The organism is Microbispora cellulosiformans, from assembly GCF_008728085.1.
Classification (GTDB): Bacteria; Actinomycetota; Actinomycetes; order Streptosporangiales; family Streptosporangiaceae; genus Microbispora; species Microbispora amethystogenes.
The window spans coordinates 104,355-116,854 of the sequence record NZ_VYTZ01000014.1; the positions used below are offsets into that span (position 1 = coordinate 104,355).

Sequence of the window (12,500 nt, forward strand, 5' to 3'; positions counted from 1 at the left end):
CTCCGCCTGGACCTGCAAGCGGACGTACGTCTTCGCCAGGCAGCCTGGGCGGGGCACGTGATGTGCTGGGCGGCAGAGGTGAGGGCGAGGGACGGCAGGCGGCGGCTGGATCGCTGTCATCTGTGCGCGGACACGTTGGCAAGTGGCCGCTCATCCCCACACTTCGATGGGCTATGTGCCCCCGGCCAGGCACGACGCAAATCTACGGCGCTCTCACCTGCGGTTTCCTCGGGCCGTCTCGTCGTCGAAGCCCGCGCCGAGGTGGCCAAGGGAGGCGGGGCGCGATGAGTCCCTGCTCCCGGGTGGATGCCTGCATTCGATGGACGACAACCGCATCCGTGAACCTGCTGGCCGTGATCGCCGCGGTCGTCTCGTACCGACAGATACATGAGCTGGCGTTGCGGCAGGGCGAAAGTGAGCTGGGAGCGGCCCTCGTGCCGTTGGCGGTGGACGGCATGATCGTGGCCTCGTAGATGTCGATCCTGCTCGCCAGCCGTATGGCAGCCGTGGGGGAGTGCTGCCCTGGATCCTTCCGATCGTCGGCAGCCTGGCGAGCCTTGGCGCCAACGTCGCCGTCGCCGATCCCTCGTTGATCGCTCGTATCGTCGCGGCCTGGCCATCTTTCGCCTTGATCGGCGCGTACGAGATGCTCTTGGGTCAGATCAGGCAGGACCTGTGCCGTAGCGGAGAGGACTCGGCAGAATCGTCAGGTGGCACCTGCGCTGCCATCCCCGGTTGCTGAACCGCCGAACTCGTCGGACGGAGATGAGGAGGAAGCAGGAGATCGGGTACAGAACCCGCATCGGATGGCATGGCAGTGGGCTCAGGCCAATCGCCGTCCGGATGGCGTCCTGCCATCGGGTAAGACCATAGCCATGCAGTTCTCTCGCAGCGCTAGACGGGGCCGTTGGATCAAAAGCATGGGATCCGCAGGCGATTCTGCAGTGCTCGTTCTTCCTGGTCAGGGAAGGTGAGCGGGTGCGGTCCGTGTTTCAGGCAGAGTGATGGATTCGTATCACCGCCACGTTGAGCGTGCTCCTGGTTGCCGCCATCGTCTCCTACCACCATATGCACGAGTTGGTGCGGAAGTATGGAGAGGGCGACTGGGCGGCGGCGCTGATTCCGCTGTCAGTGGATGGCACGATCATCGCGGCGTCGATGTCGCTGCTGTTGGCGGCCGGTACGGCAGGAGCGGCGGGCCGCTGTCGTGGATCGCTTCCGAATTATGAGCCGTTGCTAGAGTGGGCAAGGCTTCAGAGCTGCTGCGCTCAGGCTGGGTCTGCGTCGGCCGCCAAGTCCGAAGATTCCTGACAGAACCGGCGCGGCCGGTGTAGTTACGTAAAAGATTTTGTTATAGACGCTCCCACTTCTTTACCGACTTGCGTCAGGTATAGACCGATGTGCATAAATAGGAAGGACAGCCCGAGCCCACCCATGTTGCGCCAGACTCGCTGCCTGAAGATCGTCTGGCGGTCTCCGCAAGTTACATGGACGATTGCTCACATTCCGTCACCTGTGGTCGGCTAGCAGCGTCGCTTAAGGGTAACGAGGAATGCCCTGCTGATGCTCAAAAGTCGAAGGTTGCCGCTTTTGTGGATGACGGCTGTCCGGAAGCCTGTTTTTGTCGGTGCCGAGGTCTATGCTGCCGCGCATGGCGCAACGCACGTCATCGACTGAGCGAACGACAGAGCTGGCCCGGCCGTGGCCTACAGAGTGGAACACGGTGGCGATGAGCCTTGTGGCCAGCGGATTTGTCGAACTGTCGCAGAAACTGGACCGGCAGGGGACCTTCCCAGTTCCGTATCCGTCGGCCTTGCAGCGCGGCCTCGACCGGTTGACGGCGATGGGCGTCGTGGCCGAGGCGGAAGTACCACGCAGCGTCATGGACTTGGCAGCGTGGGCGCATCGTCCGTTCTCGGAGTGGCCCTTCCGTCCCGACGTGGAGGGTCTGAACGACGACGAGTCGCTTCTGGTGGACGGCAAGCCCAGCAAGGCGTGCTTGGAGTGGGCGGTGGTGAGTGGAGACGTCGAGGGCGAGATCCGCGAACGCCTGCTGATCCACGGCGTACTGGACGTGTGCAAGGCGAACGATGATCCTGACGCGTACGTGCGCTTTCGGCAGCTGTTGGTGGAGAAGCCGGCCATGTCGGAGCGGGATCTGCTGGTCACAATGGCCAAACCCGGCTACGCGGTACTCGCTCACCACCTGCGTAACGCCTACCGCTCCGCGCCCGCGGAAGCGCTGGTCGATGGCGAGGCGGTGGTGTGTGGAGGTTGCGGACACCTGTGGACCGTGCAGGTTGACAGTGCCCGCCGGTGCGGTGAGTGGGACTGCCCAGCGCCTACGACCATCAGGAAGCGCCTGCCCGCCTCGGAGGGTGTGGTGTGGCTGAGCCGCGAGCTGCGAACGTTCGTGTCCGGCCCTGGACGTGCGGAGCTACGGATCGCCAAGGCGCTGGAGCGCGCGGGAGTCACCGCGCGGTTGTGGCCCGACTTCGACGCCTGCGACGTCCTGCCGGTGGAGGTGCCGTGGGCGGCCGACGTCAAGTCGTGGACGAATCCGGTTCGGCTGGCGTGGCGGTTGACCGAGCGCCCCTTCATGATCCCGCGTGGCGCGGAACGTGGCTTCATCGTGATCGCGAAGGAGCAGACGGCGGGTCGCCCCGAGTACCTGCGGGCTTTGCGAAACCACTGCACGTGGTTGAAGGGGCAGTCCCGCGTTGAGGCGGTGTCGGAGAAGACGTTCATCGAGCGGGTGATCCGCGAGTTCCGGAAGGCGCAGGCGTGAGGGACAGCAGCACGTGGAAGAAGGACTTCGCCAGGACCCTGCGGCGGGAATCGGATGCCCCGGAAGGGCGAGCAGTCCTGCGGCTGATCGATATTGAGCTGGTGCTGTACCTGGTCCAGCGGGTCGCGCCGGACCAATCGATCCTCGATGTGTGGGCCTTGCTGGGCGGATACCCCTTTCTGAACGCTGGCCGCACACCCATCCCCGCCGAACACGAATCCATGATCGGCGTGGCCCGGCACCTGGTGTTGTGGTTCAAAGACCGTGAGGACTGGCGTACCGCGCTGGAGGAGTACGTCGACTACCCGGAAAGCATTCGGGGCTACGAGGTGGACCTGATCGCCGGTACGGCCTCACAGCGTGAACCTACCGTGCTGGGCGACCGCTTCGACTACTACGAGGACGTCCTGTCCAACGCACCTCCGGATCTGGCGAGCAAAATCACGACCGCCGGCCCTGGGCGCTATTTCAACCAGGCCGAGCCGACGACCAGTGTGACGATCCCGGACTGGTTCCCCAGCCGCCCCCGTGGCCGCAGCCACGATGTGCTGGCCCGACGCGACCGCGAGCCGATTGACCTGAAGTGGTCGGAACTGGTCGCTGCGGCACAGTGGGGCGACGATCGCGAGGCCGAGCTGAAGTGGCCTGAGAAGATGCGGTCGAACTGGGTGGACAGGCTAACGCGGGTGACCCTCGAAGTCCGTCAAGCCGATAACAGCTTCTCCGAGTCGAAGGAGCTGACTATCGCCGGGATCATACACATGATCGGCATGGTCGGGGCTGGCAAGAGCACGCTGGTGGAAGTGTTGCTTTTGTGGTGCCACCTCAACAACAAGCGCGTGTGCGTTATTGCCGACAACGTGACATCGGTGCTGCGTAAGACCGTGCATCTACAGGCTCTCGGCGTACGCACGGCTCCCGTGCTAGGACAGTCCAACCGCGTCCAACACCTGACGCGCCTGCACCGGTTGACCAACCCCCGTAACGGCCGTATCACACCCGTGGGCGGCCGGATGTTCGACTTGACCAGCACCGCGTGCTCGCTGGACGGGTTGCGCGACCACGCCGCGACGCCCTGGGAGCTGCGGCACTCACCCTGCTCGGGTCTGATCCCCGAAGCCGGTGACGGCGTGGACGACAAGTTGAAAGTCCAGTCGTGTCCGGCGTGGCACACCTGTCAACGGCATGAGCCCTCGCGTGACCTGGTGGAGGCGACGGTCTGGGTTGCGACCACGGCGAGCCTCATCCACACCTCGGTGCCCAAGCAGCTCAATGAGGAACGGCTGCGCTACCTCGAACTCGCGTGGCGCCGCAGCGACCTGATCATCGTCGACGAGGCTGACCAGGTTCAGGCCCAGTTGGATTCGGTGTTCAGCCCTGAACAGCAACTTATCGGAGAGGACTACGACGCCTGGCTCGACGAGGTCATTGACCGCACCAAGAGAACAATCCGTCAGGCCGGGCGTGAGCCCATGCACGAACCGCTGGTGCGGCATTGGCTGGTCAACCTCGACAACGCCAACATCGCGGTGGACATCATGTACTCGGCGCTGTCACGTGACAGCGCGCGACCACAACCGGCCTTGTCCCGCCGATGGCTGGACAAGGCGTACTTCACCGAGTGGACGCTGTCACAGCAGCTGGCCCAGTCGTGGGCCGGGTTCGGGCCGGCCAAGAGCAACAGCCACCGCCCCGTCGAAGGCTGGGAGGACAACCCGGTCTACCGCAGATTGCGCCGTGCCTTTGATGGAGTGATTGACGACCCGCTCGGTGCGAAGGACACCGACGACGAGCTCACCGAGCGGATGATCACTCTCACCGCACAGGTCCTTCGGGATGCCAACGAGTCCGTTCGTCTTCGCAGGGTCGGTGACTGGCTAGAAGCCACCGCCAAAGAACTTGCCGAGCAGGGCTTAGCATTGACCATCGACGATCTGGAGCGCCAAGCCGTCCGCCTCGAGTTCACCCTCGCGGTCGCGGTACTGGCCAAGTCCCTGGATCAGGCGATGGACATGTTCCGGGCCGTGGAGATGGAGCTGGGCCTGGAAGGCACCAGCTCCGCGCTGTTCCACCGCGCCCCGGCGGACTACCAGCCCGTCGTCCCGGACTCGCCGATGGGCAACGTACTGGGCTTCCAGTACCTCGACGAAGACCACGACCAGCGCAAGGGGCGCTCCAAGATGGGGCGACTGCGGTTCTTCCGCTGCAGTGGCATCGGCCGCTGGATACTGCTTCACCTGCACGAGTTGTTCCGCACCGACTCCGACCGCGGCCCCAACGTGCTGCTGCTGTCGGGCACCAGTTGGGCCGGAACCTCGGCCCGTTACCACATTGACATCCCTGTCACCGCGATCCTGACGCCCCCGAAGAAGGAACTGGCCGCGGTCCGGGCCAGCCGCTTCGAGTTCTTTCCCCTCTTCGCTGGCGACACTACGGCCCCGATCAAGGTGTCGGGCAAGTTCGGTGAGAAACGCGAACTGGCCTTGCGGCAGATGATCGCCGAGCTGGTCAACCCTGGCGCAGGCAAGAGCATCCTGGAGCAACATCGGGACTCCCTACCGGCGAACCGGCAACGACTGCTGCTGCTGGTCGGCAGCTACGCCGAAGCCCGCATGGTCGCCCAGCACCTCGTCTCGCTGCGCAGTAGCTGGCAGGACCACGTCCTACACCTGGTGGCCGACGACGAAGAGTTCACGGACTCATGGGACGGCGCCAACGGCCTGCGACGCGGAGACGTGCACACCCTGGCCCAGACATCCGCCTGGATCCTCGTGGCACCGCTGCTGGCCGTCGAGCGCGGGCACAACATCCTCAACCACGACAGCCAGGCCGCCCTCGGGGCCGCCTACTTCCTCGTCCGCCCTCACCCACGCCCCGACGACCTCAGCTACGTCATCCAGCGCGTCAACCGGTGGGCCACCCACCAGATTCGCAACAGGTTCCCGGCGGTCGAAGCCGCCGACCGCGCCACTCTTGGACGATGCGCCACCGCATTCCGCTCCGCAGGCCACCGCCAATGGAGGTGGCTGCTCAACCTCAAGCTCGCCTACAGCAACCTCCCGGTACATGAGCGAGAAGCCCTGGCCTGGACGCAGTTGGTCACCATCTGGCAGGTGATCGGCCGACTCGTACGCGGGGGAGTGCCCGCCGAGGTCTACTTCTGCGACGCGGCCTTCGCCCCCAACGCGGCCCGCCGCTCGGAGAACACCAGCGACGACGCCTCGCTGAGCCTGCTCATCGGCTTGCGCGACGTTCTGTCGCCCTACTTCGTCGACGGTTGCACTGACCCCGACACCTACCTTGTCGAAACCCTCTACGGCTGCCTGCACGAGGCACTCGCCCAGCTCGAAGGACTATGACCCATGCCACCCAAGCCCAAGTACGAACAGCTCCAACTCGCCGCGTTCCGGCTGCGGACCGACGTCCCCTGGGAACGCCGCCTGTACCTGCTGCGCTTCCCCGAGGCATGGAAGAAGCCGCTGACCACCCTGGCCAAACCACGCCGCAACGGCGAGGAGATCCGCTCCATCCCGATTGCGCTGCTCAACGACGTCATCGCCGCTCTCGTACCCGACGTCATCACGGTCGCCACCCGCGCGACGATCGGCGAGAACGCACCGTGGATCTACAGCGATGTCGAGGTGGACACCGAGTCGCTGTTCCTCATCATCGCCACCTGGGTCCGAGCCACCGCAAGCGACCCGCGCAAGGTTGACGCGATACTGGGCAAGCTGCACCATTCCGACCTGGCCTGGACCCCGCTGGACGTCGACTTCACCGCCTTGACATCCGACACCGACGACCGAATCCGCTCCGACGAGCTCTACCGTCTTCTGCCCCACGTCATCGCCGCCGAGCTGAGCGCACCGGACCTCCAGCACGTCCACCTGATGCCGAAGAACCCCGATGCGGATCCCGGCGACGAGTCCACCGAAGTCGAGCAGGTGATCTCACGGTTCCACCGCACCCCCTCCGAAGAGGGCGCATGCGTCATGAACTGGCCCCCACACCGCATGCCCCAGCGGCCACTGTCGTACATGATCAACATCACGGCTCAGAGCCGGGCGTTCGGCTCGCAGCCCTTGGTCCACCTCTCGGTGGGAACACGCAGGTGGGCTCACAAGGAAGCCAAACTGAGCTTCAGTCATGGGCATAGCGTCTACATGCTGCCCTCCCTGCCGTGGCTGCCAGGGCTGAACCGATCCCGCAGCTTCCTCGTCGCATCCATCGAATCCTGGAAGAAGGAAGCACCCGACACCAATGATGGCTTCGAGTACTCGGCTCGCTGGGCTGGCGGCAAGATCGGAAAGATCCTTCGGGAACTCGGACTCACGGTCGACGGTAAGCTGCCCGATCCCGAGGTGCTCAAGAAGACGCCCGCCAAGTACCTCGCGGCACCCAATGCCGCGGCGCTCGTCTACAGCAATGGCATGTACCCCTTCGACCACCCCGTCGCTCCGGGAACGTCGCTCGCGGACAAAGTCCCCATCGTCGACTGGGTCGCCAACACCCTCACCGACCGAATGGTCCTCTTTGAACCCCTGCGCAAAGGGACCAAGACGGTGCTGGACCTCAAGAAGCTCAAGGAGAGCAAGTTCGCCGCGTCGGAAGCCGCGCAACTGCGGCGGTCCATCGCAGACACCGTCGGCGACACCCTGGGCGTCGACATCTTCTACGACACCACACACACCAAGAACTACGCCCGCGTCACCTTGGCCAAACTCCTCGGCATCGAAGTGCCCGAGGATACCGATCGCCTCACTGGCAAACCCGCGACCGTCACCACCGAGGAACTCACAGTCCTCATCACCGTGCGCCCCGTCGGCGCCTGGGGTGGCGGACTGGCCGGCGACACCGCGATCACCGACAAAGATCGTTTCCAGGCCGCTGTCCACAACCGCATCGATAAGATCGGCGAAGAACTCGGCGACGCCGGAGTGCCCACAATCTCCCTGGTCGAAATTAAGGGTCGAAAGTCCTACGCCGGCAAACAACGGACCTCCGACCCCAAGTTCGCCATCAAGGCCGGCTTGTCCCGAACCGGTCGACTGGCCCAGTGCGTCACCGAAGCTCCTGAATCGACAACATTCGAAGGTGACGAAGAAGCACCCACTTCGGACTCCAGCCTGGAGAAGATGCGATTCAGTTGGTACGACCTCCTGCGTCAACTGGGAGTCCGCACCGCCGACCTTCCCGTCCAACTGGGCGGGGCCACCATCCGGGAAGAACCGGCTTACTTGGCCTTCTGGCTAATCCGCCAAAACCAGCGCAGCCGCTGGGAAGGCATCACCCGTCAAGTTCCGGTCGCCGTCCTCATTGACCCCACCGGACGCCACATCCAGGCTTGCGCCCCCAACGTCCGATGGACACCCCTGCACCGGGCCCAGCACGAGATCAGCCGGCACCATATGCTCACCGACCAGAAGCGCACACCCGAAGAGATCACCCGCTTCTTCGAGCAAGTCCTCCGCGGCGTCGCCCGCCAGTACCCGTCTCTGCTGTTGCTCACCAGCGCCCAGAACCTCAGGTGGGGCTGGCCACACCTCAACAACCCCGACATGGCCATAGACACCATCAAGTTCGGCCAACAACCCCAGGACATCACCCGCTACCCAGGGCTGCGTCACGTTCGCCTACGCACGACCGAACGCGACGAGGTGCCCGATACCTGGGCCGTCAACAGCAAAGAAGAAGGGCACGCGCCGGGCTGCTGGCCCGATGAAAACCGTATCTTCTTCAGCACCGGCGAAAAGCCCCGGAGTGCCAGCAGCGCCGTCAAGAGCGCATCAAAAGTCGTCCCGCGGTGGAGGAAAGGGCAGCTCGTCAACCCGTCGACCAAGTCGATGGTGTGGAACGCTCGTGCTCTCGAACTCACCGTTGCGGCGATCCAACCCAACGATGATCCGGAAGAATGGGCCACGCTCGTCCACGACCTCCGTTGGGCCACACCGCACTACGAGTACTCCATCTCGCTGCCTTGGCCACTCGCCGTAGCCAAGCAGATTGCTCAATACATCATGCCTCTCGATCTCATCGAGGATGTCGAAGAAATCGAAGCGGATATCTCGTCGCCTGTGGAAGATGGACAGTAGGAGCGACATGGGATATAGATCTTGAAAGGCCAGAGTTGTCATGCGGGCAGCGACCCGGAACTTCGACTTATGACGTGCAGCCGATCGCCGAGCTGGAGCGGCAGGTCCGTGAGCTGCGGGGGAATGAGATCTTGAAGTTGGCGGCGGCACCATCCAACGGGTGAGAGGAAAGCTGCCGGGGTTCACCATCTCCTAGGAGACCACCCGCGAGCGGCTCGAGGAGGACTACGGCGATCAGCACGCCCGGCACCGGGCGCCGCTGCCGCGCATGCAACCCGGGCGGGAACTCCCAGCCGCTACGGATCAACGGCTGCGAATACGCACGCCGGCGCCGGGCGCGTACCCGACGGAGAAACCGATGACCCGGTCCGCCCCCGCATTCCTGCCGTTCTCCGGCGATGACCAAACCTGCATAAAGCTTTCCAGGGCCGGTCAGCAGCGAGCACCTTGAAAAAATCCTTGGAGATAAACGCTTTCCCAACCAAAAGGACGTAAACGTCCTTATGCGCTGGCTCCGGTCGGCAACTCCGAAGGACGCTGTAGTCCTGGACTTCGTCAGGAGCCTGGCAATAGGTCCCGTCACTGGTCTGTCCGCTCACGGGCCCGGCGCGTGCCACCTCAATCGTTCCCTCAGACGAAGGTGGCAGGTCCAGGATGGCACGAGGCGGCAAGAAGCCGAAGAAGCGGCGGATCGTGGGCGGAGTCGACACCCACGCCGACACCCACCACGCCGCGGTGGAGTTGATGAACGGTGGCCGGATCGCCGACGCCCGGTTTCCCGCCACCGCCGACGGATACGCACAGTTGTTGGTGTGGATGCGCTCGTATGGGCGGCTGTACGCCGTCGGGGTTGAGGGCGCTGGGTCCTACGGTGCCGGCCTAACCCGGTATCTGCGCGGCCAGGGCGTGCACGTGGTCGAGGTGAACCGGCCCGACCGGCGTCAGCGCCGCAACCTGGGCAAGTCCGACCCGCTGGACGCCTACGCCGCAGCCGACGCCGTGCTGGCGGGCCGAGCCCGCGCGCTGCCCAAGGGCGGTGACGGGATCGCCGAGTCGATCCGGGCCGTGCACCTGGCCCGCTCGGGCGCGATCAAGGCCCGCACACCCTGCATTAACGAGCTGCGCAGCCTGCTGGTCACCGCGCCCGCCGATCTGCGCGAGCGGATGGCCGGCACGTCCGCCCAAGCGCTGGCCGCCGCCTGCGCGCGGCTGCGCCCGGCCGCAGACCTCGCCGACCCCCTCCAGGGCACCAAGCTTGCCCTGCGCGGCCTGGCCCGCCGCTACCAGGCCCCGACCGCCCGAGATCGAAGATCTCGATGCCCACCTGGCGGCCCTGGTCGCCCAGGCCCGCCCGGAGCTTTTAGCCGTGCACGGAGTCGGGCCCGAGACCGCCGCCCAGCTGCTGATCACCTGCGGCGACAACCCCGACCGGCTCACCTCCTCAGCGGCCTTCGCCGCCCTGTGCGGCGTCCGCCTCCAGCGGCAAGACCACCCGGCATCGGCTCTCGCGCGGAGGAGACCGCCAGGCCAACCGTGCCCTCTACCTCATCGTGCTCGCCCGCATGGCCTGGTGTCCCCGCACCCGCGCCTACGTGGTCCGCCGCACGGCAGAGGGCAAGTCCAAGAGAGAGATCATCCGCTGCCTCAAACGCTACGTCGCCCGAGAGCTCTTCAAAGTCCTCACCAGCCCAAACGCCACGAACAACGATCTTCGCGTCGCCGCTTGACAAACATAGGAGCATCGGTACGAGACACTGCGGCGGCACTGCTCACGTGCGTGCTTTGATCTGCCCAAATACTTTGTGCTACTCGCACCCAGATGGAAGATCATTCCGCGCATGTCCCTGCACTGGACGAGGCTGGCTCGCAATCGGCAGCCCAAAATTTGGAATCCTTGTACAAGGCGGTCACTGGTCGTATATGTCTTGTCACGTCCATGGAATACGCGGTATCTGTCCGGCGGTCTAGGCGGGTGTGGCCGTCCTGTGTGGGGAGTTGCGCATGAAAGCGGCGACGGAGCCGCTGCGGGAGACGATGCTGCGCCGGTTGACGCAGAATCTCGCCCCAGACGCGTTGGTGCTGTGCACCGACGGCGATGACCGGCCCGACCTCATCGTGGTCGATCGCACCTATGGGCTGGTGGCCATCGACATTGACCTGTCCGGGCACGATCCGGCGGCGCGTGAGCCGTTCTCCCGGCTGAACCGAAAGATCTCGGATCTGCGACTGGAAGTGCCGATCCTGGAGCGTTGCCGGCCACACCGCCTTGTCCTCTTCGGCGCCTGTTCCGAACCGCTCGCGGCGCCGTCGCCGGGCGGGCCGCTACGTGCGCTCGGTCTCGCGGACGTAGAAGATGGAGAATGGCTGGCCCGGCTGGAACCGCGTCCACTCGAATCGGACGATCTGACGTCGCTGCGTTCCGCACTGGCACCCACCCTGACCTTCAACGCTCGCTCCCGCCGGGGTGCATTCGATCCAGGACGGGGGGAGCGGCATCGGCGGCGGATCGAGCTGGACGCCCAGCAGGCCGCTGCCGCCACGATCCCGGTGGACGACGTGCTCCTGCTCTCCGGTCCGCCGGGTAGCGGCAAGACGCTAGTGCTGGCCGGGCGGGCACGGCACTTGGCTGCCCAGCATCCTGGCTGGCGCATCGTGCTCTTGTGCTACAACAACGCGCTGGTGCCGTACCTGCGCCGCCTCGTCGAGGACCACCCGAATGTCGAGGTTACGACGTTCGGGAAGTTCTCCTATGCCATGAGTCATCGGATCGCCTTCAACGACCCGGAGCAGGCTGAGAAAGATGTGTCCGCGGCCCTGGCGAAAGGCATCGCCCACACCGTGGACGCCCTGCTCATCGACGAGTCCCAGGACTTCCACGAAGCTTGGATCAGGTTCGCGCTGGCGACCGTGAGACCAGGCCGCGGCGGTGCTGTTCTTGCGGGTGACCAGAGACAGGCCCTCTACCGAGACGCGGACCGCCCTCCGGCGCTCACCGGTCGGCGGGTAACGCAACTACGGCTTGAACGTCCCTATCGCAGCACCCGGCAGATCCTTCAGGCGGCGTCCACCACACAACCGGATGCCAAGCCGGCGGCAGACGACGCGGTTCTGGACGGTGAGCCGGTCGAACTGATCTGGGCGGAAAGCTGGAACGAGCAGGCCACCGCCGTGGCGTGGGAGATTCGTCGCATGCTCGACCATGGGGAGCGGGAACCGCAGGACATCGCCGTCCTCATCACCCAGTGGCGAGGATCGCTCGGACGCCTGCGGGCAGCCCTCGACGGGGCCGAGGTGCCTTATCTCGTCGTCACCCGCAGCAATGCCGCAACCTTCGACCCGTGCACTCCGAGTGTGAAGATCATGACGGTGCACTCGGCCAAAGGCCACGAGTTCGACGTAGTCATATTGTTCGGTCTGGAGACCCTGCCCAGCCCTTCCGGCGACGACCCTGAACGCGATCGGCAGGCGGCCCAGCGCGGCAAGGTCGGCTTTGTCGGGATGACCCGGGCTCGTGACCAGCTCCTCGTGACCTACACCCGGGATAGCCCGCATCTCGGGCGACTCCATAGATGTGCAGGAGTCCATTCATCGACTTGGCCCGATGACTATGAGGTGTGAGC

Annotated in this window: 6 protein-coding genes and 2 pseudogenes; all 8 read left to right on the forward strand. The window is 65.0% G+C overall.

The annotated features are described in order from the left end of the window. Nucleotides 1-284: 284 nt before the first annotated feature. The 8 genes and pseudogenes from F5972_RS37545 (at nt 285) to F5972_RS30000 (ending at nt 12,498) form a co-directional block, all read left to right on the forward strand. Nucleotides 285-473: a DUF2637 domain-containing protein gene (locus F5972_RS37545; RefSeq protein WP_225312023.1), complete on the forward strand. Its 189-nt coding sequence runs from the start codon at nt 285-287 to the stop codon at nt 471-473. 541 nt (nt 474-1,014) lie between these two features. Beyond that, the gene (locus F5972_RS29975) at nt 1,015-1,311 is read left to right on the forward strand and encodes a DUF2637 domain-containing protein (RefSeq protein WP_404803087.1); all 297 of its coding nucleotides are present in this window, start codon (nt 1,015-1,017) and stop codon (nt 1,309-1,311) included. Between the two features lie 340 nt (nt 1,312-1,651). Further along, a complete protein-coding gene (locus F5972_RS29980) occupies nt 1,652-2,788 on the forward strand; it encodes a pPIWI_RE_Y domain-containing protein (protein ID WP_150938280.1) in 1,137 nt (378 codons plus the stop codon). Beyond that, nucleotides 2,785-6,147: a pPIWI_RE_Z domain-containing protein gene (locus F5972_RS29985; RefSeq protein ID WP_150938282.1), complete on the forward strand. Its 3,363-nt coding sequence runs from the start codon at nt 2,785-2,787 to the stop codon at nt 6,145-6,147. Before F5972_RS29980 ends, F5972_RS29985 begins: the two co-directional genes overlap by 4 nt. A 3-nt stretch (nt 6,148-6,150) precedes the next feature. Continuing rightward, entirely contained in the window at nt 6,151-8,880 is a 2,730-nt protein-coding gene (locus tag F5972_RS29990; RefSeq protein WP_150938284.1) for an RNaseH domain-containing protein, read from the forward strand. A 654-nt stretch (nt 8,881-9,534) separates the two neighbouring features. Further along, nucleotides 9,535-10,005 (forward strand): annotated as a pseudogene (locus F5972_RS39500) (IS110 family transposase); the annotation flags it as partial. A gap of 241 nt (nt 10,006-10,246) precedes the next feature. Beyond that, nucleotides 10,247-10,607, forward strand: a pseudogene (locus F5972_RS39505) (transposase). Between the two features lie 274 nt (nt 10,608-10,881). Beyond that, on the forward strand, nt 10,882-12,498 hold the full coding sequence (locus tag F5972_RS30000) for a 3'-5' exonuclease (RefSeq protein ID WP_150938286.1): 1,617 nt from the start codon (nt 10,882-10,884) through the stop codon (nt 12,496-12,498). Nucleotides 12,499-12,500: the final 2 nt, after the last annotated feature.